Source organism: Rhodoferax sp. GW821-FHT07G04, from assembly GCF_059418585.1.
This window is the reverse complement of the sequence record NZ_JBWKQD010000002.1, coordinates 649,280-673,502: the sequence shown is the minus strand read 5'-3', so window position 1 is coordinate 673,502 and position 24,223 is coordinate 649,280. Positions and strand designations below refer to the sequence as shown.

The 24,223-nt window shown below is 59.5% G+C and carries 22 protein-coding genes; 10 read left to right on the top strand and 12 right to left on the bottom strand.

Annotated features, from left to right (window positions below; all coding sequences use genetic code 11):
- On the bottom strand, nt 1-483 hold the full coding sequence (locus AC07OO_RS12285) for an Lrp/AsnC family transcriptional regulator (RefSeq protein WP_495082392.1): 483 nt from the start codon (nt 481-483) through the stop codon (nt 1-3).
- Nucleotides 484-627: 144 nt separating this feature from the next.
- Between AC07OO_RS12285 and glmS the strand changes: the two genes are divergently transcribed.
- The 3 genes from glmS to AC07OO_RS12270 all read left to right on the top strand — a co-directional run bounded on the left by glmS (nt 628) and on the right by AC07OO_RS12270 (nt 4,272).
- On the top strand, nt 628-2,538 hold the full coding sequence (gene glmS / locus AC07OO_RS12280; protein WP_495082391.1) for a glutamine--fructose-6-phosphate transaminase (isomerizing): 1,911 nt from the start codon (nt 628-630) through the stop codon (nt 2,536-2,538).
- Between the two features lie 171 nt (nt 2,539-2,709).
- Entirely contained in the window at nt 2,710-3,480 is a 771-nt protein-coding gene (locus tag AC07OO_RS12275; protein ID WP_495082390.1) for a hypothetical protein, read from the top strand.
- Nucleotides 3,481-4,047: 567 nt separating this feature from the next.
- Complete coding sequence (locus AC07OO_RS12270; protein WP_495082389.1) at nt 4,048-4,272, top strand: hypothetical protein; 225 nt, start codon at nt 4,048-4,050, stop codon at nt 4,270-4,272.
- Between the two features lie 312 nt (nt 4,273-4,584).
- Here the strand turns inward: AC07OO_RS12270 and AC07OO_RS12265 are convergent, their stop codons facing one another.
- Nucleotides 4,585-5,331, bottom strand: coding sequence for a substrate-binding periplasmic protein (locus AC07OO_RS12265; protein ID WP_495082388.1), 747 nt, complete (start codon nt 5,329-5,331; stop codon nt 4,585-4,587).
- A 291-nt stretch (nt 5,332-5,622) separates the two neighbouring features.
- Here AC07OO_RS12265 and AC07OO_RS12260 point away from each other — a divergent pair, with 291 nt between their 5' ends.
- Nucleotides 5,623-7,209 carry a methyl-accepting chemotaxis protein gene (locus AC07OO_RS12260; protein ID WP_495082387.1) on the top strand — a complete coding sequence of 529 codons (1,587 nt, stop codon included), beginning with the start codon at nt 5,623-5,625 and terminating at the stop codon, nt 7,207-7,209.
- 56 nt (nt 7,210-7,265) lie between these two features.
- Here AC07OO_RS12260 and AC07OO_RS12255 read toward each other — a convergent pair whose 3' ends face one another.
- The 3 genes from AC07OO_RS12255 to AC07OO_RS12245 are packed head-to-tail and all read right to left on the bottom strand — an operon-like array spanning nt 7,266 to nt 9,713.
- Entirely contained in the window at nt 7,266-7,574 is a 309-nt protein-coding gene (locus tag AC07OO_RS12255; protein ID WP_495082386.1) for a putative quinol monooxygenase, read from the bottom strand.
- Nucleotides 7,575-7,629: 55 nt separating this feature from the next.
- The gene (locus tag AC07OO_RS12250) at nt 7,630-8,934 is read right to left on the bottom strand and encodes an MFS transporter (protein ID WP_495082385.1); all 1,305 of its coding nucleotides are present in this window, start codon (nt 8,932-8,934) and stop codon (nt 7,630-7,632) included.
- Nucleotides 8,935-8,945: 11 nt separating this feature from the next.
- Nucleotides 8,946-9,713: a substrate-binding domain-containing protein gene (locus AC07OO_RS12245; RefSeq protein WP_495082384.1), complete on the bottom strand. Its 768-nt coding sequence runs from the start codon at nt 9,711-9,713 to the stop codon at nt 8,946-8,948.
- A gap of 124 nt (nt 9,714-9,837) precedes the next feature.
- Between AC07OO_RS12245 and AC07OO_RS12240 the strand changes: the two genes are divergently transcribed.
- A complete protein-coding gene (locus AC07OO_RS12240; RefSeq protein WP_495082383.1) occupies nt 9,838-10,737 on the top strand; it encodes a LysR family transcriptional regulator in 900 nt (299 codons plus the stop codon).
- Between the two features lie 367 nt (nt 10,738-11,104).
- On the opposite strand, the gene AC07OO_RS12235 is transcribed toward AC07OO_RS12240, so the two are convergent.
- Nucleotides 11,105-12,082, bottom strand: a complete 978-nt coding sequence (locus AC07OO_RS12235) for a zinc-binding dehydrogenase (protein WP_495082382.1) — start codon at nt 12,080-12,082, stop codon at nt 11,105-11,107.
- 87 nt (nt 12,083-12,169) lie between these two features.
- Nucleotides 12,170-12,337, bottom strand: a complete 168-nt coding sequence (locus AC07OO_RS12230) for a hypothetical protein (protein ID WP_495082381.1) — start codon at nt 12,335-12,337, stop codon at nt 12,170-12,172.
- 245 nt (nt 12,338-12,582) lie between these two features.
- Here AC07OO_RS12230 and AC07OO_RS12225 point away from each other — a divergent pair, with 245 nt between their 5' ends.
- From AC07OO_RS12225 to AC07OO_RS12205, 5 genes are all read left to right on the top strand, one after another.
- Nucleotides 12,583-13,155, top strand: coding sequence for a TetR/AcrR family transcriptional regulator (locus tag AC07OO_RS12225; protein ID WP_495082380.1), 573 nt, complete (start codon nt 12,583-12,585; stop codon nt 13,153-13,155).
- Between the two features lie 40 nt (nt 13,156-13,195).
- Nucleotides 13,196-14,023, top strand: coding sequence for an SDR family oxidoreductase (locus AC07OO_RS12220; protein ID WP_495082379.1), 828 nt, complete (start codon nt 13,196-13,198; stop codon nt 14,021-14,023).
- Nucleotides 14,024-14,258: 235 nt separating this feature from the next.
- Nucleotides 14,259-15,740 (top strand): PAS domain-containing hybrid sensor histidine kinase/response regulator, encoded by a 1,482-nt coding sequence (locus AC07OO_RS12215; RefSeq protein WP_495082378.1) that lies wholly within the window; start codon nt 14,259-14,261, stop codon nt 15,738-15,740.
- A gap of 67 nt (nt 15,741-15,807) precedes the next feature.
- Nucleotides 15,808-16,182 (top strand): VOC family protein, encoded by a 375-nt coding sequence (locus tag AC07OO_RS12210; RefSeq protein ID WP_495082377.1) that lies wholly within the window; start codon nt 15,808-15,810, stop codon nt 16,180-16,182.
- A 231-nt stretch (nt 16,183-16,413) separates the two neighbouring features.
- On the top strand, nt 16,414-19,719 hold the full coding sequence (locus tag AC07OO_RS12205) for a response regulator (RefSeq protein WP_495082376.1): 3,306 nt from the start codon (nt 16,414-16,416) through the stop codon (nt 19,717-19,719).
- A 13-nt stretch (nt 19,720-19,732) separates the two neighbouring features.
- Here the strand turns inward: AC07OO_RS12205 and AC07OO_RS12200 are convergent, their stop codons facing one another.
- From AC07OO_RS12200 to AC07OO_RS12180, 5 genes are all read right to left on the bottom strand, one after another.
- Nucleotides 19,733-20,212, bottom strand: a complete 480-nt coding sequence (locus AC07OO_RS12200; protein ID WP_495082375.1) for a carboxymuconolactone decarboxylase family protein — start codon at nt 20,210-20,212, stop codon at nt 19,733-19,735.
- Nucleotides 20,213-20,269: 57 nt separating this feature from the next.
- The gene (locus AC07OO_RS12195; RefSeq protein WP_495082374.1) at nt 20,270-21,184 is read right to left on the bottom strand and encodes an RNA polymerase sigma-70 factor; all 915 of its coding nucleotides are present in this window, start codon (nt 21,182-21,184) and stop codon (nt 20,270-20,272) included.
- Nucleotides 21,185-21,354: 170 nt separating this feature from the next.
- Entirely contained in the window at nt 21,355-22,362 is a 1,008-nt protein-coding gene (locus AC07OO_RS12190; RefSeq protein WP_495082373.1) for a TRAP transporter substrate-binding protein, read from the bottom strand.
- 38 nt (nt 22,363-22,400) lie between these two features.
- A complete protein-coding gene (locus tag AC07OO_RS12185; protein WP_495082372.1) occupies nt 22,401-23,678 on the bottom strand; it encodes a TRAP transporter large permease in 1,278 nt (425 codons plus the stop codon).
- A complete protein-coding gene (locus AC07OO_RS12180; RefSeq protein WP_495082371.1) occupies nt 23,675-24,217 on the bottom strand; it encodes a TRAP transporter small permease in 543 nt (180 codons plus the stop codon). Before AC07OO_RS12180 ends, AC07OO_RS12185 begins: the two co-directional genes overlap by 4 nt.
- Between the last annotated feature and the right edge of the window lie 6 nt (nt 24,218-24,223).

Below are 24,223 nucleotides of genomic sequence, written 5' to 3'. Positions count from 1 at the left end.
CTACGCCAGCGGCAACTCCGCGCCAAATTTGCTGCGCTTGATACTGAAGAAAGCCTTGATGTTGCGCACATTGGCGTCACTGGTAAACAGCCGTTGTGTCAGCGTCTGGTAGGCGGGCATATTGGCGGCGTGGACCACCAGCACAAAGTCCGGCCCGGGTGATACGCGGTAGCACTGCTGTACTGCGACGTCCTCGGCCACGCGCATTTCAAATTGCTCCAGCGCCTGGGTGTCTTGCCGGTCCAGCGTGATCTCCACAATGGCGGTCAGGCCGAAACCTATCGTGGCGGCCATTTTTTCCGGGTTCAGGATGGCGATCTGGCGTTCGATCAGCCCCGCATCGTTCAGGCGTTTGATGCGCCGCAGGCAGGTGGGCGGTGAGATACGGGCTTGCTCGGCGAGGGCTTGGTTGCTCTGGCTGGCGTCGCTTTGCAGCAGTGCCAGCAAGTGTTTGTCCACTTCATCTATGGCGATTGATTTCATAATTATATCTATTTTGGAAATAAACTCCATTAAAAGAAAATAATGAAATTATCAATCAATATTAACTGAGTATTGGTTATTTAATTTCTTTTGCTCGGCACTACGATTCGCCATCTTCAAATTTTTACTGGGAGTGATGAGCGTATGTGTGGAATCGTTGGTGCGGTATCAACCCGCAATATTGTTCCGGTCTTGGTCCAGGGGCTGGAGCGCCTGGAGTACCGGGGTTATGACTCCTGCGGCGTGGCCGTCTACGCGCAAGATGCAGAACACGCCGGTCTGCGCCGCGCCCGCAGCACCTCACGCGTCGCGGAGCTAGCGGCACAGGTTGCGGCTGGCGCTAATCAACCGGGTCTGACCGGCAGTCTTGGCATCGCCCACACCCGCTGGGCCACGCACGGTGCGCCCTCGGTCAGCAATGCCCACCCCCACTTCAGCCACGGCGCGGGCGCCGATGCCCACCAGCGCCCCGGCCGCATCGCGCTGGTCCACAACGGCATCATTGAAAACCACGACGAACTGCGCGCGCTGCTCAAGGCCAAGGGTTATGTCTTTGTCAGCCAGACCGACACCGAAGTCATCGCCCACCTGGTGGACAGCCTCTACAACGGCGACCTGTTCGAAGCGGTGCAGGCGGCGGTCAGCCAACTGCACGGCGCCTATGCCATCGCCGTATTCTGCAAAGACGAGCCGCACCGTCTGGTCGGCGCGCGTGCCGGGTCCCCGTTGATCCTGGGTGTGGGCAAGGACGGCCAGGAACACTTTCTGGCCAGCGACGCAATGGCGCTGGCGGGGGTGACCGACCAGATCGTCTACCTGGACGAAGGCGACATGGTGGACGTGCAACTGGGCAAATACTGGCTGGTCGACAAGGCCCGCAAGGCGGTTGCGCCCGCGCAGCGCCCGGTCAAGACCGTACTGGCCCACAGCGGCGCGGCCGAGCTGGGGCCCTACCGCCACTATATGCAGAAGGAAATTTTCGAGCAGCCCCGCGCCATTGCCGACACACTGGAAGGCGTGGAGGGCATAGTGCCCGAGTTGTTTGACCTGCAGATGAACCACAAGCCCGGTGCCAACGCGGCCCGTGTGTTTGCCGAGATCGACTCGGTGCTGATACTGGCCTGTGGCACCAGCTACTACAGCGGCTGCACGGCCAAGTATTGGCTGGAAAGCATCGCCAAGGTGCCGACCCAGGTGGAAGTGGCCAGCGAATACCGCTACCGCGAGTCCGTGCCAAACCCCAAGACGCTGGTGGTCACCATCACGCAAAGCGGCGAGACCGCCGACACACTGGCTGCACTGCGCCATGCCCAAAGCCTGGGCATGAAGCACACGCTGACCGTCTGCAACGTGGCCACCAGCGCCATGGTGCGCGAATGCAGTCTGGCCTACGTGACCCGCGCCGGCGTCGAGATCGGCGTGGCCTCCACCAAGGCCTTCACGACGCAGTTGGCCGGGTTGTTCCTGCTGACGCTGGCCCTGGCCCAGGCCAAGGGCCGCCTGCCCGAGAGCGAAGAGCAGCGCCACCTGAAGGCCATGCGTCACCTGCCCGCCGCGTTGCAGGCCGTGCTGGCGCTGGAGCCGCAGATCATCAGCTGGTCCGAAGACTTTGCGAAGAAGGAAAACGCGCTGTTCCTGGGCCGCGGCCTGCACTACCCGATTGCGATGGAGGGCGCGCTCAAGCTCAAGGAGATCACCTACATCCACGCCGAGGCTTACGCAGCGGGCGAACTCAAGCACGGTCCGCTGGCGCTGGTGACCAGCGAGATGCCGGTGGTCACCGTGGCGCCAAACGACGCGCTGCTGGAAAAGTTGAAGAGCAACCTGCACGAGGTGCGCGCCCGCGGCGGAGTCTTGTATGTGCTGGCCGATGCCGACACCCGCATCGAGAGCGGTGAAGGCATGCACGTGATCCGTATGCCGGAACACTATGGTGAGCTATCACCGCTGCTGCACGTGGTGCCACTGCAATTACTGGCTTACCACGCAGCCTGTGCGCGGGGGACCGACGTCGATAAGCCACGCAACCTGGCCAAATCGGTGACAGTTGAATGAACCTATTTTGGGTTTTTGACTGTTTTCGACTTTATTTGGCATGAATAGCGCCCCAGCATCCATGCCGCCATAGAGTTCTGTATTGGCCAAAGATCGCTAAGGCCAAATAGGGCTCTTTCCAATAGATGGGTTGCGCTGGCGACTTGCTGGCAAGTGGATCGCTGGAGTACCATGCCCCGCATGTCTTTTTGTCGATTTCTCTCACTGACTCTGTGCGGAATTTTGCTTTGTGCGCCGGTTGGCGCCCGCACGTTTTCCGTGTGTGTTCCGTCCAATCCCTTCCCGCCGCTAACATTTCCAGACCACGAAGGTCAGGGGCAGTGGTTGCTGCGCACGGCGCTCGAACGCCAGGGGGACACGGTTCAATTCGAGGCGGTGCCTTGGCCCCGTTGCACCCGGGGTGTACTCCAAGGCAGCTACGACGCAGCCATCCCCGTTGCCACGACTCGCATCGGAAGCATGGCCTTTCCGTTGGATGGGCACGATATCGACGCCAACAAGGCACTGGGTAACACCGTCATGGTGGTGCTGCGCAGGGTCGATTCGCGAGCAGGTTGGGATGGGAAGAATTTCACAAACCTGAGCACGCCGGTCATGTTCAACCGCGGCATCGTTACTGTGAGGGATAAGTTGACCAAGTTGGGGGTGCCTGGAGACGAGGGCGCACAAGCCAATAAGGCGCTGCTCAAAAAACTCCTGCAGAAGCGCAATGAACTGCTGATCATGAACGCGCAGGCTGCGGCAGTGGAACTGGCGAGTGAAGAGTATGCGGGCAAGCTGGAAATCCTCAAGCAACCTTTCCTAACCATGTCTTTGCACCTTGCGTTCAACCTGGACTATTACGAAAACAACCGCGCCGTTGTTGAAGCGATCTGGACGCGGATGGCCGAATTACGCGCCACTCCGGAATGGGCTAAGTTGGCGCCGATTCTGGGCAAGTAACGCATGCTGCAGGCAGACAGTCGCCAGCGTCAGAGTCTTGTCGGGTGTGTTTACGACTTTAGCTCGGCGTGTCGCAAAATCGAAACGGTGCAAGCTTGCATGAATGCGTGAGAGCTGTTTGCGACTTTAATTGGCGTGAACAGTTTTGATATTTTGAATAAAGACAGCCGTGGATTAATGTAGTCAGTCGTCAATGACTTGCTCTGCAATACTTGTATTGATTTCTGCCGAGACCTGACCCACGGTTGCAATTTCGGCGGAAATTGACAATCTGCGATCCCCAAAAAGACCCATTCAAGAGCAGCGAGAGCTTGAGCAGCCTCAAGCCGCCACCGAACACCATGCATAAAGTCGGGCACGCACTACTGCGCTGCATCTATCGCGATGACATACGTGATGAGCTGGGCAGCAAATCATCCGCCTAGGGGTGGTAAGCCAGTGAGGCCGCCCAAATGCCGCCAAGCGGGCCACTGGTCCTCTCATCCTTCTGCGCGATCGGCTCCGTCATCCTGTTTTTGGACATGCTAATCATCCAGATGAAGGCTGGAACTACTTCGGGACTAAGAAGTGTTCAACGCCACATCCGTGCCATCGAATGCAATAGCCACCATGCAGGCTCAGAGCGCGACCATCTTCATCGGTCGGGAATTACGCGTCGCTATCAAGATCGCCCACCTGCAGGTGGATGACCCGTGCACACTCTGGATGCCAGTTGTGTTCGGTGGGAAAGCGCTGGTTGGAAATGGGTTGCAGTTCTCTCGCGATCGAGAGCCGCAACTTGATACGCTGTAGCGCAACTTTGCGAACAGGGCCTGTAGCTGTTCGACCTAATTGACCAGAGTAGCTCCTCTGAGTGCGCCACAAACTCAGTCAACCTAAAAACTTCAAATTCAGCGGTGAATCTGGGGGGATGCCGAGCTGACTCTTTTCGGTTGAAAAGGACTTGTACAGACCTATAGCCGCGGCGGGCGAGCGCGGTTGTCAGAAACGAGTTCAATTTCTCGCTGAGGTGGTGGACGGGATGCCTTGAAATTCAAGTCATAAACGTACACCAGACCCGCAGAGCCAAGCACGAGCTCCTGCAAGTAGATGGCTTGTCCCTTTTCACTCCAGCACGTATTTACTGGCGATCTTCTTCAACTCACCCTTGGCCGCCAACTCTCGCAGCGCAGCCTCTACTTTTTCCACGACCTCGGGCGGAGTCTTCTTGGAGAAGAAAAAATACCTTCCCATGGTGCGAACCGGTGTGGGCAACACGCGAAACCTTCCTGCAAACCTGGGCTGCCGCATCACGTTGGCGCTGATCGCTTCGCCTGCAAACACAAAACGTCCGCGCTTGGACTCCAACTTCTGGAAGTTCGCCTCGGGAGTGGGTGCCGCCATGTCCAATACAAGACCCGTCTGCTCGGACAACCACGTGAACTGCCCGGACCCAGCGTAGCCCAAGATCACGTTATCGCTTGCAAGCTTGCGAACATCGTCCAGTGTGGCGTCCCGAATGGGATCGTCGGCGCGGACTATCAACACATCCCGTACCTCATAGACTGGCACATCGACCATTTTCAATTGCGTGACACGGGCGCGGGTTGGTGTTGCGCACAGTAGCAGGTCATAGCTTCCGTCGCGGGTGCCTATCTCGACACGCTTCAATGGCACTCCACCGGACAGAACAAATCGGATGTCTGGCGCGATTCTTTCAATGGCCTTCAGAACGTCAATGCACAGGCCTTTGATTTCACCGTCGGCCACGAAGAACTTGGGGCGGGACTCATACGTAGGAGTCGCGACGTCCGCCGCGTGGGCAGAAAGAACGGCCGTCAACACAGCCAGGGCTGATAGGCGATTCTTCAAGACGTCTCCCTGAACTTTAAATGTAGGAGCGAAATCACCCCCCCCTTCAGACTAGCATACTCAGACTGCAAGTGCACATCTTCGACACTGTCACATTCAAACACACACGGATGCATCAAGGATATCCAGTGACGCTAAGTACCGCCTTCAACACCCAATCCGGGATGAACCCTGTTGCACTTTAGTAAGTCGATCGCGGGAAGACAAATGCTCGAAGCCGAGCCTCCTTTTTGCGGTTGACGGAATACGCGCCGGGGCCTACGATTTATTTTCAAACTGTGGGACTCGGCGATGCGCATATCATTTCTTGTCAACCTTTCAGTCGCCAAACGTATGGCCCTGGGTTTTGCTTTGCTCTTGGTGTTGTCGCTCATCGCGATCATCATCGGAATATCACGCCTCAGTGCTGTGGCGCAAGCGACCGCATCAATGGTCGCTGTTCCAATCAAGACCGAGCGCATCATCAGTGACTGGTCGCGCAACATCCACGCCGGAGTTCGACGCACTTCCGCGATCGCCAAGAGCAATGACCCTTCTTTGGCCGCCTTTTTTGAGGAGGATCAAGCAGAGTCATCCAAGCGCTCGACTGCCTATCAGAATGCGCTTGGGCCGTTGATGACGACGGATAGCGAAAAGGCGCTCTTCACAGAAATTGCCGATCAACGCAAGATCTATATTGCCGCGCGCGACAAGATTTGGGCTCTCAAAAAGGAAGGCAAGGCAGATGAGGCCGAACAGATTTTGAATCAGCAGTTCGTCCCAGCTGGCAAAACTTACCTTGCAAAGATGGATGCCTTAATGACCAGCCAGCGTCGAGATATCGACAATACCGCCCAACGGATTCAAGAGAATTACGAGGTTAGCCGCAATCTGATGATTGCTCTTGGCATGCTCAGCTTGTTGCTCAGTGCTCTCATCGCGTGGCTTTTGTCGGCTTCCGTGACAAAGCCGCTGGTCGAAGCAGTGGCATTAGCCCAACAGGTGGCCGCAGGCGACCTCAGAGGACACCGCAGCGCCCCGCGCAACGATGAGCTTGGCCAGTTGCTCGCCAGCTTGCAAGACATGAAGACCGGTCTGGCCACGGTGGTTAACAATGTACGACAGGGTTCGCACGGGGTAGCTACGGCAAGCGCCGAAATCGCGCAGGGGAACCACGACTTGAGCGCACGCACTGAACAACAAGCCAGTGCATTGCAAGAAACTGCCGCCTCCATGGAAGAACTAAGCGCTACGGTCAAACAAAATGCCGACAGCGCCAGGCAGGCTGACCAATTGGCTAAGAGTGCCTCCAGCATTGCCATTCAGGGTGGTGAAGTGGTTGGCCAGGTCGTTGAAACCATGAAGGGTATTAACGAATCGTCGCGCAAGATATCCGACATCATCAGCGTGATAGACGGCATCGCTTTCCAGACCAATATCCTGGCGCTCAACGCCGCAGTAGAGGCCGCTCGCGCCGGGGAGCAAGGACGCGGCTTCGCTGTGGTGGCCTCCGAGGTGCGCAGTCTGGCTGGCCGCTCGGCCGAAGCCGCCAAAGAGATCAAATCCTTGATAGGAACCAGTGTAGAGCGGGTGGAACAGGGCACTGCGCTAGTGGACCGTGCCGGTGTCACCATGACCGAAGTAGTCGCCAGCATTCGACGTGTGACAGACATCATGGGTGAGATCAGTGCAGCCAGTTCCGAGCAGAGCACCGGCGTCTCCCAGGTGGGCGAGGCCGTAGCGCAGATGGATCAGACCACCCAGCAAAATGCCGCACTCGTCGAGGAAATGGCTGCCGCGGCCAGCAGCCTCAAGACGCAGGCGCAAGATCTCGTCCAGTCGGTTTCTGTCTTCCAGCTTCAGAACGAGCGCTCTCAGGTTGCCTTCGATGCGCGGTAGCGCTCCAACCCAAGCAGGCCAAATCGCGTAGCGCACCCAGGCGCCGGTCTCTTCCGCTAATGCGAGGACGGAGACCGAACTTTCTCTGCGTGGTAGATCTCCATCTGCGGCGACTGCGCGGCACACTCCGACAAAGCGACCACAAATTGCCGGGAAGCGGGGACTTTGAAGTGTGCCTGGAGCGAAGCTTGGTCCGCCCACTCTTCTAAAAAGACGAGCCTGTTGGGGTTCTCCACGTCTACGTGCACGGCGTGAGAAATGCACCCCGGCTCTGTCCGAGAACGGTGGACATGTTCGAGGCTCAACTTCTCCGCCTGTGCCATTCGGCCTTCCAGAACCAACACGCTACCGACAATGACGATCATGAACACCCCCCAATCAGGTTCTCTGAATCTACAGTGTAAAGACAATCACCGTCTATCACGTTGCTGCCTGCGCGAGGGCGTACTTTCCGGAGAAGCGGCCGCGACCGTATAGCAGGAATACCGAGGCAAGCCCACACACGGCGGCAAAAGTCATCCAGTATCCAGGAGCGGCCTTGTCGCCAGTAACCTCAATCAGCCAAGTCGACAACATGGGAGTAAACCCGCCAAAGATCGCGGTTGCCAGGCTGTAGGCCAGCGAAAAGCCGACTGTACGCACATGGGCGGGCATGACTTCCGTCAGCGCAACCACCGCCGCCCCGTTGTAGCTGGCGTACATGAAGGAAAGCCACAACTCCGTAACGAGCAGGTTCTCAAAACTGATGTTCGACACCAGCCATGACATGATGGGATAGGCGGTCAAGATGGGAAGCGCCGTAAAGGTGATCAAGACCTTGACTCGCCCCACTTTGTCAGACAGAGCACCCATGACGGGAAGCCAAAAGAAGTTCGACATGCCTACGCAGAATGTTGTCAGCAGACTATCGGCTGTACTGAGTTTCAGCACGCTCTTTCCGAACGTGGGTGTGTAGACCGTAATCAAATAGAACGAAACGGTTGTCATCACCACCATCATCATTCCGGCCAGCACGACGCGCCAGTTGGCACCGATGGACTTGAGGATTTCGCGGAACGTCGGATGGCTTTTGCGGGCCAGGAACTCTTCGGTTTCCTGCAAGGACCGGCGGATGACAAAGATCACCGGGACGATCATGCAGCCAATGAAGAAGGGGATTCTCCAACCCCAGGAGCTGATTTGCTCCGGCGACAGCCACTGGCTCAGCAGATACCCGATGATGGCCGACGCCATGATCGCGACCTGTTGGCTCGCGGACTGCCAACTGACATAGAAACCCTTGTTGCCAGGTGTGGCCATCTCCGACAGGTAAACCGATACGCCACCGAGCTCAACACCCGCCGAGAATCCTTGCAGCAGTCTACCGATCAGCACCAAAATAGGCGCGGCAATGCCGATGGCAGCATATCCGGGGACGAAAGCAATCAGGACCGTACCGACTGCCATGATCCCAAGGGTGACTATCAGTCCTTTGCGGCGGCCAATTTGGTCAATGTAGCTACCCAGGATGACCGCCCCCAGCGGCCGCATCAGGAAGCCCGCCCCAAACGTGGCGAACGTCAGGATCAGCGAGGCATACTCGTTGTCGCTCGGGAAGAACGTCTTCGATATATAGGTGGCATAGAACCCATACAAGAAGAAGTCGAACATTTCCAAAAAATTGCCGCTGGTTACCCGCAGGACGGTCGACAACTTGGATGGGGCTGCTTGCGAAGTCTTGTTCATAGGTCAATCTTTCAGAGGCTACCGGGTGTAACGGGGGCTAGGCCGGTTCTTCGTATGGCGGGAACGGCTTCCTTGGACGCCAGGAAATCAATCAGTGATTTCGCAGCCGTCTGCTCTTTAGCGCCAACCACGACGCCAGCGGAAAAGGGAGTGACTTGTTGCGCTTCATCCGGAAGCTCACCAACGAAGTCGATGCCCTGCACCGGGAGCAATTCACTGACCTGCTGGAAACCGAGGTCTGCGTCCCCGCGGGCTACCACTTCGGCCACCGGCTCAGCCGGGACCATGCGACTCTTGCCCTTCAATGTCTCCGCCAGCCCCAGGCGGGGGAACAACACCTTGGATAAGAACTCACCGCTGGCGCTGTCTGAATAGACGATGGACCTGGCATTGGAAAGTGCCTGTTTGAGGCCGTCCATGGTTGATACATCGGGCTTTGCGGCCCCAGACTTCACAGCTGCCCCAATCTTGGAGTTGGCCAAAAGTCTATGGCTTGCGTCTTCCACTTTGCCCTGGGAAATGAGCTTGTCCAAGGCGCTACCCACCATGATCACAACATCTATGGGCTCTCCGCGCTCCAAGCGCTTTGGAATGGCTCCGAACGTCTCTCCCATGGAGGGGCCCCAGACGGCTATGAGCTTGTGGCCTGTGCGTGTTTCAAACTCGGGAGCCAACGCCCGATAGGCGGCGGCGAAGCCTCCAGAGCTTGCTACATGAATTTCACTCGCCACCGCAGCCGTTGCCAATATCGGCGCAATCGCCAGGGCGGCGAGACGCAAGGTGCGTCCAATGACAGATCTACGTTTCACTTCATCTCCTCATGTACTTATGGGTAACCGAGAAGCGATGATGTGACTCAGTCATTGAAAACACAATTGATTAGTTTTGATATATTGATGCACCATGCGTATCAATACAGATATTGGGGAGCTACAGGCATTCATCGCTGTAGCGCAGAAGCTGAGCTTCAGAGCGGCAGCCGAGAGCCTTTTCATCACCCAACCTGCACTGAGCAGGCGCATAGACAAGCTAGAGCGCGACGTGAAGAGCCAGTTGATCGAGAGGACTACGCGACGGGTTTCTCTCACTGCCGCTGGCAGGCAGTTCCTGGAACATGCTAGTGCGGTCATGGATGAGTTGGAACTCGCATACAAAGGACTTGAAGCCAGAGCCACCGCGCGAACAGGGAAAGTCACTGTTGCGTGTGTTCCGTCTGTGGCAAATCACTTGCTTCCATCCGTACTCAAAGACTTTGCTCAAGTCATGCCTGCCGTTCGTGTAAAGGTGATAGACGAGAGTGCGCGAATCGTGCTGGACAGCGTTATCGGAGGCTTTGCCGATTTCGGCCTGAATTTCCTGGGGAGCCAAGAGGCGGAACTGGAATTTACGCCCATTCGGGCAGAGCGGTATGTCGTTGTTGTTCCCGCGGAGCATCCGCTCGCGCGCCGAAGGTCAGTCACATGGCGTGCGCTGGAAAAAGAAACCCTTGTGTCCGTTTCGAGTACGAGTGGAAATCGGTTACTGATAGATAGTGCCTTTGCGAAGGTTTCAAAGAAGCCTGTCGTTCAGTACGAAGTCAACCATGTGACAGGGGCTATCAATTTGATTTCGGCAGGATTAGGGATCGCCATCATTCCAAGCTTGGCTCTTGACGTCTCCCAGCACCCGGGATTGGTCGGAGTGCCTTTAGTGGATCCCGCAATTTCCCGCACATTAGGCCTCATTGTTCGAAAGGGCTACAGGTTGCATAGCGCGGCGCAGTCTCTTGCAGACATGCTGGTAGCTACCGTACGTGCAACTTAGCCGATGTTGACGCGATCAGTGGAGGCAACGATATAACAAATGGTGAGCAACGGCAGAAGATGCCAGTTCAACTTGGAGAACAGTGCGCTGCTGTCGGCATTCGCAGCGCCGTTGCTTGGTTGGGGAGGCTCAATTCGGGGCATCGGTTGTTCTTTGTCAAATAGCTCTCCAATCGCCTATTTGATATCGGGGTAGACGCCCATGAAAGGTGCGAATTGCCCACCCGGTGGGTTAATTTGTGCGCCTGATTCGGCGTCCCAAAGCGGCTGCGGTCGCCCAGGCACTGCTTTGGGCAGTCCCCCGTGTTGAGGGTAAGAAAGTCTTGTCGTGTGGGGACCTAAGCCGCGGTGACGTGGGTGTGAGCGGCTCAAGGCTTTAGCAGAACCTTGCCCTTGCGCCCAGGGTGAAGACTGGCCGCTGCGGCTTTGGCGGCATCGGCCAAGCTGTATGTCGCCTCAACCGGCAATTGCAACTCGCCGGACATGGCGCGCTTGAAGAGTTCGCCGATCAGGCGCTGCTTGTTTTCCACGCTCGTGCCCTGGCTGACCTTGCTGCCCCAGAATCCCTTCACGGTGGCCTGCTTGAAAATCAGGTCACCCGGAGATATCTGCATGGGCTCGGCACTCATGGCACCAAAGGAGACCAGGGTGCCACCTTCACCCAGCAATGCCAGCAGTTCACCGCTGGCTCGGCCTCCGACGGAGTCGACCGCAGCGCTGATCGGCGTGCCGTCCGTGATGGCCTGGACCTTTTTTTGCCAGCCTTCGCTGGCGGTAGAAACGGCATGGGTGATACCAAATTCAGCTAACTCCCCCACACCGGCGTCACGGCGCACCAGGTTGATGGTGTGCACCCCGCGCGCCGAGGCCAGCATGGCCAGCGCCTTGCCCACCGCACCATTGGCGGTGTTTTGAACGATCCACTGCCCAGCTTTAACGTCGAGGAACTCCAGTAGCATCAGCGCGCTTAAGGGCATGGCGATCAGTTGCGCGGCGGTCTCGTCGCTGAGGGCGTCAGGCATGGGGATCAGCAACATGGCGGGCGCGATAAAGAACTCGGCCCAGGTGCCATGCACGCCGGCCACCGCGACCCGCTGGCCGATGGCCAGGCCGGTGACGCCTTCGCCCAGGGCGTCAATAGTGCCTACGGCCTCGCTGCCGCCAATCGCCGGCAGCGTAGGTTTATAGCCATATTGGCCGCGAATGGTCGAGAGGTCGTGGTTGTGGATGGGCGACAGCAGCATACGGATTCTGACCTCGCCGGGGCCGGGTTTGGGTACCGGGCTGTCGCCCAGGGTGAGGACTTCCGACGGTTCGCCGAACGTGGGGTGGAGTGCGCTACGCATAGTGGTTTCCTTTGTGGTGTGGTGGGTGTAATTTCAAAAACCGGTTCTTTCCTGAATGCCCTATGGCATCACCCCGCTTACGCGAAGTCAATGAACTTGCTGAATGGCATCTCGCGGTTCATCGCATGACCCGCCAGGCCCCAGGCCGCCGCATTTGGGGTTGGCAATGTGCAACTCATCCCGCAATACCCATAGCAAAGGCATCTCAGGTTCGACGTTGACCTCGTGGTCACGCCCATTGACGTTCAGCTTCATCAGGAGCTCCTCGCGCTAGCTGAGTGAATGGCGTAAGGGAATATTTATTCCCTTAAAAGCACTATATAGCATCCAACTCCGATACTTTCGACAAAAAACCTTAGACACCTATTCTTGGTGCTCGGCCTATAAAAATAAGCGAGATACATCTGCTTGCGGTGATGAATCACGATGATAGGCCTGTAAGTCTAAAGTGCCAAGCAGACCCTTGTAAGCGAATATTAATTCGTTTATTATTCGATGCTATGAAATTAAAAGACGACAAAAAGCTGGACGCCGTGGTCGCTGCGACCTGCCGCATGGCGGCCGAGCGGGGTCTGCTGGGCCTGACCCTGAGCGAGATTGCCAAGACCGCCGGGATCGGCACGAGCACGCTGTACGTCTACTTCGCCGACAAAGAGGCGCTGTTCAACGAGGTCTACCGCCGGGCCAAGCGCGAGGCGATGGACTTCTACGGCGGAGAGATAGACCCTGCGGCACCCATCAAGAGCCGGGTGCGCAATGTATGGAACCGGATGCTGGACCACAGGCTGCGGCGGCACGACGCGGTCAGCTTCATGGAGCAATTCACCGGCTCCGCATATATGACCGACGAGAGCCGCGACTACACCGCCAAGCTTGGCGAAGGATTGCTGCAAATCGTTGCCGAGGGACAGGAGCAGGAGATCCTGAAGACCATCCCGGTAGCCTATTTGGCTTCTTTCTTCATCGGATCGGTTCGTGAAACCGCGCGGCTGTTCCGTGCCGGTGCGATTACCGACAGCGAAGAGAGTCGTGCGGTCGCGTTCCAGCTGTGCTGGGATGCCATCCGCAGCTGATTTTATTGTTTAACGTTCTTTCCCCGAAAGGTGCAACACCATGTCTACTGAATCGTCCCCTGTCGTCCTCATCACCGGCGCGTCCTCTGGAATTGGATTGGCCGCAGCCAAGCTATTCTCCGAGCGCGGTTGGCGCGTTGCGGCGACGATGCGAAAACCCGCGGATGGCGCCGAACTGGCCAAACTGCCCGGTGTCGCTGTGTTGCCGCTCGACGTTACCGACAGCGATTCGGTTACCACTGCGGTTGCTGCAACCTTGGAACGCTTCGACAGGATTGATGTGCTCCTCAACAATGCAGGCTATGGCCTTCTCGGACCCTTCGAAACAGCGACCGATGAACAGATTCGTCGCCAGTTCGCCACCAACGTCGATGGCGTGTTCTCGATGACACGTGCCGTTCTGCCGACCATGCGGCAGCAAGGCAAAGGCACCATCATCAATGTCGCCTCGCTCGGCGGCCTGATCAGCCTGCCTTTCTTCTCTCTGTACAACGCGACGAAGTACGCCGTGGTAGGCTTTACCGAGTCGTTGTCCTACGAGCTGGCGCCGCTGGGCATCCGTGCCAAGTTCATCGCACCAGGAGGTGTAGCGACCGAGTTCGGTAGCCGATCGCAAGTGCGTACGTTCACGGAAGAGCGAAGTGCCTATAGCGACACCCTCTCCAAGGCCATGTCCGCACTCGCTGCGCGGCGCGGCAACTATTCCAGCGCCGCGTCGATTGCAGATGTCATTTTCACCGCTGCGACCGATGACACCGGTCAGGTGATGTACCTCGCCGGCAAGGATGCTGAGCAAATTTACACGCTGCAAAGAAGTCTTTCAGAAGCGCAGAAACTGGAGGTGGTGCGCCAGCACTCGGGGCTGTAAGCGCGCCCTGGGCGTGCTGCGCGCACTGATCGACCACGTCCGAGCCAGCTTGGGCTGACACCACACCATTGAGTTACGGTTGGCGGGCATATGTCTGCTACCACACAGATCAGTCCGCTCGGCCCAGCTAGCATCGTGCAATGGATCGAGGGGATGCCAACCCCTTGCAAACTGCGTCGTAGCTCGGCGTCTATCGCTGCAAGAAAACCTAGCTTCCAAAATGCAAAGTGGAGACATGAAAACTGGCATGGGCACAGATCGTTTTCAGCTACTGGTAGAGGCCGTGCAGGACTACGCCATCTATATGCTCAGTCCGCAGGGTGCGATTGAAAGCTGGAACAGCGGAGCGGAAGTGATCACCGGCTATTCCGCTGATCAGGTGATAGGCAAACATTTCCGCATGTTTTCCCGACCAGAAGAGCAGAGCAGCGGCGCACCGGAACAAGAGCTCCGGCTGGCGGCTGAAGCAGGGAGGATCGAACAGGAGGGTTGGCGGATGCGGCGTGACGGCTCGGTATTCTGGGCCAATGTGGTGTTGACCCCCGTCTACGACAATGAGCATCGCTTGCAAGGCTATGCCAAGATCACACGTGACATGACCGAACGCCGTCAACTGGAAGATTTGGAGAGGTCTGGTCGGCGCATGAGCGAGTTTCTGGCCATGCTGGCGCACGAGCTGCGCAACCCGTTGGCACCCATGCGCAATGCGGTCAGCATCTTGCAATTGGAGCCTGCGCCCTCCACCATCGTGAAGACCGGTCGCGACATGCTGGACCGCCAGCTCTCGCATCTGACGCGCTTGGTTGATGACCTGCTGGACGCGGGCCGGCTCAATACAGGAAAGATAACGCTCAAGGCCGAGCAGATCGACTACTCCGAGTTGGTGACAAAGTGCGCCGAGGCGGTGCGCCCGATGTTGGATGCGCGCCATCACCGCCTCTTGGTGGATATGCCGTCGAGCCGGGTGTGGGTGGAAGGTGACCCCGTCCGCATGACGCAAGTACTGCAAAACTTACTGATCAATGCGGGAAAATTCACACCCGAATGCGGGGAGATTCGTGTTGCGGTGTGGATGGACGGCGCACACCTCTACACTTCTGTTTCGGACAATGGCGTGGGCATGGCCTCTGATTCCCTGGGGTCCATCTTTACGCTGTTCGCCCAGGTGGAAGGCGCGGCAGTTGGGCAAAGTGGCCTGGGCATCGGCCTCACACTGGCCAAATCATTGGTGGAACTGCACGGGGGCACATTGCATGCCGACAGTGCGGGACTTGGGCTTGGCAGCACCTTCACCTTCGTTCTGCCCGGCGCGCACCAGGAAGACCCGGAAGGTCAGGCAAGCGCAGATGCCAAAAAGGTCTTGTTGGTGTGCGATGACAACCGTGACGCTGCGGACAGTTTGGCTGCGGTTTTGCGCATGCTGGGCTTCCAGGTCGTGACGGCCTACGACGGTACCGGCGCACAAGAGGCGGTTCGTACCATTGGGCCCAGTGCTGTGTTTCTGGATTTGTCGATGCCGGATACCACGGGATTTGATTTGCTCGAAAAACTCCGGGCCATCCCGGGTCGGCAACCCGTGCATGCGTTCGCGGTTACGGGCAACGGGAACGAGGAAGACAAGCGCCGCTCGACGGCCGCGGGGTTTTTGGGCCACTTGATCAAGCCGGTGGGATTGGATCGCCTGCGCCAGGCCCTGTCAGAGGCGCATCTGGCTTGACCTTGCGGCACATGCTCCTGTAATTGGGGCACACTGCGGGCCTGACAATTTTCAGGAAGGTGCGTTCATGTTTGATCACGTCAAATTCGGCGTCAGCGACTATGCTGCCAGCAAGGCGTTTTACCTCAAGGCGCTGGAGCCGCTGGGAGTGGTTGTAGTTTCGGAGGGTGAGCCAGCCTACGGTGTGGAGCTGTGCCAAACCGAGGGCAAGGTTTCACTGTGCCTGTTCCAAACGGACGAGAAGCCTGCGCATTTGCACATCGCGTTCGTGGCCGAAAGCCGCCAGCAGGTCGACGCTTTCCACCGCGCAGCGTTGCAGGCCGGGGGCAAAGACCATGGTGCGCCCGGCCTGCGCCCGCGCTACCACGCAAACTACTACGCGGCCTTCATCATCGGCCCGGACGGGCACAACATCGAAGCGGTCTGCCACGCACCCATGTGAACCGCGCTTGAGAAGGGTTCCACACGGCAAACGTTCACAGCGGTTGCAGTCATTGGGGCAAAAGGGGTGTGCAAATAACTTCCACGACGGACCTTGGCGGCTTATAGTCTGGCGCTATAGGCTTCTGGCTGGGTAGCGGGCATTCAGACCTGTCGTGCATGCACGCGTCCATGCCGTGCCGAGCCAGCGCCTCCACCTCCACCATTTGCCACCACGCATTGAGCTGCCGCAATGAATGTGAACGACGCCAGTCAAAAGCCAGAAGCCCGCATACTGAATCGCTTTTACATGGTGTTTGCCATCTTCGGCCTGCTGCTGCTGGGGGTGGGCGTTCCTTTTATTTTTGTCCGAAAGCTGGTTGCCGCAGTGTGTCTGCTGGTCTTGCTGGCCGGCATTCTGACCGCATGGTATTTCAGCCGCCGTGGCCACGCCCGAGGGGCCTTGCTCACGTTTTCCGGGTTCATCTGGGTGCTGATGGTGGGTCTGCTGTATGCCGGCCTGTCCACCAACGGGGCGGCAGTCGCGCTGGCGGTAGCCATCATGGTGTCGGTGGCAGTGTCCCACCGCGCGGGGCTGATCTATGCGGGCTCCTATTTCCTGGCTTGGCTGCTGTACATCGTGCTGGGCTTCTATGGGCTGGCACCCAAGCCCTTCTTCGTCGGGGTACCGCTGACCGGCTGGATCATCGCCGCCGGCGCATGTTGGCTGCTGCTGATCCCCGTGCCGGAGCTGGTCAGGAGCATGCACCATGGTGCGGCCATGCAGCGCTCCGTCTTCGAGGCCACCTCCGATGCCATCCTGGTGGTGGACCGCGCGGGCCAGACCGAGAGTTGCAACCAGCGGTTCATCGACCTGTGGGGCATACCCGCCGCACTGATAGCAACGCGCAACGACGCGGCGATGCTGGAGTTTGTGATGGGCAAGGTTGTTGCGCCCGACGCATTCCGGCAAAGGGTGGGTGAGATCTACGCCCAGCCGGAGGAGACGAGCTTTGACACGCTGTTCTTCCAGGATGGCCGGGTCATAGAACGGTATTCGCAGCCCAATTCGGTGGGAGACCAGGTGGTGGGCCGGGTGTGGAGCTTTCGCGACATCACGGCCAGCCACCGCTCGCAAAGCGAGCTGCTGGCCAGTCAAAGCAAGCTGCAAGGCTTGTTCGATCTGTCCCCGCTGGGCATGGCCCGCAACGGCATGGATGGCCGGTTCTTTGAAGTGAATGCGGCATTCAAGCGGCTGTTTGGCTACCCCATGCAAGAGCTTGGTGCCATGAGCTATTGGGACATCACACCGCAACGCTACGCGGCGCAGGAAGAAGCCCAGTTGGAAAGCCTGCGCACCCGCGGCACCTATGGCCCGTACGAGAAGGAATACATCCACAAATCCGGTCACACCATCCCAGTGCGATTGAACGGCATGCTGATACGCGGATCAGATGGTCAGCCCTTCATATGGTCCATCGTCGAAGACATCTCCGAGCAAAAGGCCCATGAGCGCACGCTGACCCAGGCCCGCAAGAACGCAGAGGATGCGGCCATCGCCAAGGGCGAATTCCTGGCCAATATGAGCCACGAAATCCGCACCCCGATGAACGCCATCCTGGGCATGCTCAAGCTGCTGGGCAACACGCCGCTCAACACCAACCAGCAGGACTATCTGAACAAGACTGAAGGCGCGGCCAAGTCGCTGCTCAGCCTGCTCAATGACATTCTCGACCTGGCCAAGGTGGATTCCCGCAAGATGGAACTGGAGGCACAGGCATTCGAGGTCGAGCAATTGATGCGCGACCTGTCGGTGGTGCTTTCCGCCAATGTGGGCGGCAAACCCATCGAGGTCTTGTACGACATCGATCCCCATGTGCCCCAGCAATTGCTGGGCGACTCGCTGCGGCTGCAGCAGGTGCTGATCAACCTGGGCGGCAATGCGGTCAAGTTCACCCACGTCGGGCAGGTGGTCATGGGGCTCCGTGTAGATGGCAGCACCCCGGCTCCGAAGGGCCAGGTGGCGCTGGAGTTTTGGGTGGAAGACACCGGTATCGGCATCGCTCCTGAAAACCACGCGCGCATCTTTGCCGAGTTCTCACAAGCTGAGTCCACGACCACGCGCCGCTTTGGCGGCAGCGGTTTGGGTCTGGCCATCAGCAAACGCATCATCGAGCTGATGGGCGGCAGCCTCACACTGCAGAGCGAGCTGGGTGTGGGGAGCCGTTTCAGCTTCACACTGTGCCTGCCCACGGTGGCGCCCGATGCCAAAGCCGCCCTGCAGTTCGCTCCCCAGAGTGCGCTGGTGGTGGATGACAACCCGCGGGCCGCCCAACTGCTGGCCGGCATGTTGCGGGCGCGCGGCTGGGCTGTGGATGTGGCCAACAGTGGCACCGCGGGGCTAGACGCCGTGCGTGCCAAGATCCAGACGCGGCATCCAGGCTCCCCTTACGACTGCGTGTTTGTGGATTGGCAAATGCCGCAGATGGATGGTTGGGCGTTTGCGCAGCACCTGCAAGCCTTGGTTCGGGCGACGGCGGGGCCTGCTCCCAAGCTGGTCATGCTGTCGGCCAATAGCCGCGACAACCTGCTGCAGCGTACGGAGCAAGAGCAGCAGCTAGTCAGTGGCTTCCTGGTCAAGCCCATTACCGCGGCCATGCTGCTGGAGGCTGCGCAAAGCCAGCCCAGCGCAGCCGACGACAGCAACCACCGCCCCGCCGCCCGCAGCAGCAAGCGCCAACTGGCCGGTATGCGGATACTGGTGGTCGAAGACAACGCCATCAACCAGCAGGTGGCCGAGGAGTTGCTCGGCTTTGAGGGCGCGTTGGTGTCGATTGCATCCGACGGCCAAAAGGGCGTGCGGGCCGTGGCCTCGGCCGCGGTGCAGTTTGATGCGGTATTGATGGATGTGCAAATGCCGGTGATGGACGGCTATATGGCCACCCTGGCCATACGCCAGGAACTGGGGCTGACCACCTTGCCCATCATTGGCTTGACGGCCAATGCCATGGCCGCCGACCGCGACGCCTGCCTGCGTGCCGGCATGGACGAGCACATGGGCAAACCCTTTGACATGACGCAGCTGGTCCCCTTGCTGCTGGCGCTGACAGCGCACAGGGCGGGCGGGCCTTCCTCGTCCGCACAGGCACCCACCACACTGCACGATTCTGCTGCCGCGGCCGATCTGGACTTGCCCACCGCCTTGGCCCGGTTGGGGGGTATGCAGGACGTGTATGTGCGTGCTGCCGAACAGTTCCAAAGCATGCTGGCCGCCATGCCGGCCGAGCTGGACCAGAAGCTGGATGCAGGCGATTTCAAGGGCGCCAACTTTTTGCTGCATACATTCATGGGCAATGCGGCAACCCTGGGGCTGGACGGCTTGGCGGCTGCGCTGCGCACGCTGGAGCGCCTTTGCAAGGCGCAGGTCAACGCAAGTGGCCCCATCGCAGCAGAAGCCATTGCCTCGGTGCAGGAATCCAGGGCGGCGCTCGACGCCGCCATTGCATCGGCTCAGCACGCGCTGCAGCAGGCCTGCGCCACGCTGGCATCCCGGGCCTAGGGCCCTTGCGCACTTACTCCAGGGGCTTTTCGGCCACCGGCATCTGCATGCCAATGGCCATGCGGTTCCAGGTGTTGATCTGCGCTACCACCCAGCTCAGTTCGACAATTTCCTGGTCGCTGAATTGGTCTTTGAGCGCTTCAAAATCAGCGTCGCGGCTGCCATGGTGGTCGGTCAGGCGCGTCATGGTCTCGGCCCAGTTCAGTGCAGCGCGTTCACGTGCGCTGTACAGCCCGGTCTCTCGCCAGGTGGGCAGGCTGTTGATGCGTTGCCAACCTTCGCCGGCCTTGCGCAAATCGCGCACATGCATGTCCAGGCAGAAGGCGCAGCCATTGAGCTGTGACACCCGGGCCTGCATCAGTTCGACCAGCACCGGGCCTAAAGACGACTTGGCGGTACTGGCGCTCACGGCGGCCATGGCTTGGTAGGTTTTAGGGGCGAGCTCCGTCCAGGGTAGGCGGGGTTGGTGCGGTCGTTGTTGTGGTTGGTTCATGTCCATCAAAGCCTTCATTCGTTTATTGAGGTTGCGGTGCGGATTGCACACACAGACTCAAGACGTTGGGGCCGTGCCGTTTGTGACAGACAGGTCGCGCCCCAGTGTGGCGGCGATGCGGGCCAGCTTGTCCGGGTTGCGCTGGGAGTGGATGCGCACGATGCGCTGGCCGTCGGTTTCCAGCGATTGTGCGGATTCCAGCACGCCGTCCAGCCAGCGCAGCAAACCCCATTGGCCATTGAGTACCACCACCTCGATGCGCAGCGCGCCGCGGGCGCGCAAGTAGGTGGCCAGGTACAACTGGGCAATGCGCTGCCCGCCCAGCAGCGGCACGCCAAAGCTGGGTACCTTGCCGCCGCCATCGCCTATCAGCTCGGCATCGTCGGCCAGCATGGCTTTGAGCGCCTGGAAGTCGCCGCGCATGGCGGCATCGGCAAAGCCGCGCAACAGCCGCAACTGGGTCTCGCGCGCCACCGTATAGCGCGGCCGCTGGTCGCGAAGCTGTGTCTTGGCCCGGTGTACCAACTGGCGGCAGGCCTGCTCGGTCTTACCCAGAGCTTCTGCGACTTCGCCATAGTCTGCGTCAAACACCTCGCGCAGCAGGTAGGCGGCGCGGGCCTCGGGCGCCAGGCGCTCCAGCAGCGCCATGAAGGCCACCGACACATCGTCTGCCCGCTCCAGCACCTGCTCGGGCGAAGGCGGGTGGTCAGACAGCAGGGGCTCGGGCAGCCAGGTGCCCACATAGTGCTCGCGTTGCACCTTGGCCGTGCGCAGCCGGTCGATGGCGATGCGGGTGGTGACGGAGACCAGCCAGGCCTCGCTGCTCTCCAGCGTGGTGGTGTCGGTTGCGTGCCAGCGCAGCCAGGCGTCCTGGACGATGTCTTCGGCCTCGGCCGAGGAGCCCAGCATGCGGTAGGCAATGCCCTGCAGCCGGGGGCGCAGGCGGTTGAAGGTTTCGGTAGCGGTGTTCATCAGGCTCTAGACGTTTGGCCGCCCCGGTTTGTGACAGCCAGGTGCGGTTATACGCCGTATGGCCGTGGCCGCCCGCGCGTGCGGTTGCCCCTGGGCCGGAATCGCTTATGAAAAAATAGCCGCTAGCCCTCGTCGAATATGGCTATGCTGCTACCAAATTGGTAGTAAACCTATTTACGCACCTTGGCCAGCTCAGTCTGCAGAGACTTCACCAGCTCCGCATGGCCGTTGGCCGAGAATTTGGCGATGGCCGGGCGGGCGGCGTCCTGCATGCGGTCCAGCTCCTTGGGGCTCAGGATGGTGACTTGCATACCCTTTTGCTTGAGTACGTCCAGCGCCTTGGCGCCGGAATCGCGGCTGTCCTTGCGCTCGAAGTCGCGCGAGGCCGCGGCAGACTCCTGGATCGCCTTCTTCTCATCGGCATTCAGGTTGTCCCACCACTTCTTGCTGGCCAGCACGATCCAGGGGCTGTAGACGTGCTTGGTGATGGACAAATACTTCTGCACCTCGTAGAACTTGCTGGACTGTATGGTGTTGATCGGGTTCTCCTGCCCATCCACGGTGTGCGACTCCAGCGCCGTGAACAGCTCGGCAAAGGCCAGCGGTATGGCGTTGGCGCCAAAGCCGTTGAACATGTCGATGTAGACCGGGTTCTGCATCACGCGCAGCTTCACGCCTTGCATGTCTTCCATCTTGGTGATGGCGCGCTTGGAGTTGGTCAGGTTGCGAAAACCGTTCTCCCAATAGACCAGGCCGACCAAACCCTTGGCCTGCAGCTTGTCGGTCAGCATCTTGCCGAAGCTGCCGTCCAGGATGGCATCTGCTTCTTGTTCGGAGCGGAACACAAAGGGCAGATCGTAGATGCCAAAGGAGTCTTCAATGCCAACCAGCGTGGCGGTGGAGACCACGGTCATCTCCTGTGCGCCACCGATCAGCGCGTTTTGCATCTGGTTGTCGTTGCCCAGGCTGGCGCTGGCAAAGCCCTTGGCTCGCAGCTTGCCGCCGGTGCGTTTGGCCAGGTCATCCGAGAAGAACTTGGCGGCGCGGCCCTGGTTGCTGTCTTCGGCCAGGCCATAGCCGAAGCGGATGATGCGGGTCTGGTATTCGGCGGCCAGTGCGCCGCAGGCCAGCGTACTGGTAACAGCGGCTGCGATCAGGAGTCGGGTGAGCTTTTTCATGGTCTATGTCTCCGGTTGGGTTTTGGGGCAGGGGGCGGTTAATGGAACCAGGTCATCGGCACCGTGATGAACCCGGGGAAGAAAACAAACAGGAACACGAGCACGGCCTCTGCCAGCAGGAAGGGCCAGACACCGCGCGTGGCACTCTCCAGCGAGATCTTTGCCACGCCGCAGACCACGTTGAGCACCGTGCACACGGGCGGGTGGATCAGCCCCAGCGTGCCCACCAGGATGAACATCACACCGAAGTAGGTGGGGTCAATGCCGGCCTTCATCACAATGGGCATCAGCACCGGGCCCATGACCAAAATGGTGGGTGTCAGGTCCATGACATTGCCAATGGCCAGCAACAGCAGCATCACCGCGCCCATCAGCAGGCGGGGGTGTTCGATCATCGGGCCTAGGAAGTCGGTCACCTGGGCTGGCAGGTCGGCCAGCGTCACCATGTAAGACGACACAAAGGCCGCCGCGCACAAGAACATCACGGTGCTGGTGGTGCGACCGGCGCTCACCACCAGGTCCAGCAACTGCGAGACTTTGACCTCGCGGTAGATGAACAGGCTGACGATAAGCGCATACACCGCTGCCACGGCCGCGGCCTCGGTCGGCGTGAACACGCCACCGCGCAAGCCGCCCACGATGATGACGGGCAGCACCAGCGCCCACAGCGCATCGGTCAAGGCATGCAGGCGCTCGGACCAGCTGCGCTTGGGCTGCAGCGTCACCTCCATGTTGCGGGCCAGCGCGGCCCACACCACGACCAGGCCCAAGGCCCGCAGGAGCGCGGGCACAATGCCCGCCACAAACAGCGCGCTGACCGAGGTATTGGTTGTCACGCCAAAGATGATGAAGGGCATGGACGGCGGCACGATGGGCGCGATGACACCGCCCGCCGCAATCAGGCCCGCGGAGCGCGGCACCGGGTAGCCGTTGTTGCGCATCATGGGTATCAGCAAGGTGGCTACTGCCGCTGTATCGGCCAACGCCGAGCCCGAGAAACAACCCAGCAACAGTGTGGCGGCGATCGCCACATAACCCAGGCCGCCCTTGATGTGGCCCACCATGGCCACGGCCAGGTTGATGATGCGCTTGGAGATGCCACCGGCATTCATCAGCTCACCGGCCAGGATGAAACAGGGCACGGCCATCAGCGGGTAGATGTCGGCGCCGGCCACCATGTTCTGCGCCACCAGTTGGGCGTCGAAGAAGTTGAGCTGCACCATCAGCGCAATGCCGGTCAGCATCAGCGCAAACGCGATAGGCATGCCCATCACCATCAGCACGATGAGCGTGGAGAGAAAGACAAGGATGCTCATGGTGCGGTTCCTGCGGCTGTGGGGGCGGGTGCGTTGGCGGGGCGCGGCGGGTCACCGGGCATGGTGGCGTCGGGGTGGTTGGTGACGATGCGCAGCAGGTTGTTGGCAACGATCAGCATCATCGAAGCCGCGCATACCAGGCCGGCGGATGCGACCAGCGCGTTGGGGAAGTGCAGCACCGTGGAATACACGTTCATGCCAATCTGCGTCTGCGTCCAGCTACCGGCCAGAAACAGCCACAGCGCATACAGGCTCAGCACATGGGTGATGACCGCACAGGCCTTGCGCGCCCAGCGCGGCAGGCGTGCCTGTACCAGCTCCACACCCAGGTGCGCGCGCCGGCGCAGCGCCAAAATGGCACCCAGAAACACCAGCCACACGAACAGCAGGCGCGACAGCTCCTCGGCGCCCGCAAAGCTGGTGCCCAGCACATAGCGGCCCACCACGTTGGAAAAAATCAGCACCACGATCAGCGTCAGCGCTACGGCCATCAGCTTCTCTACGATGCGCTCGATGCCGAGCATGATGGGTATCTTCATTGCGAT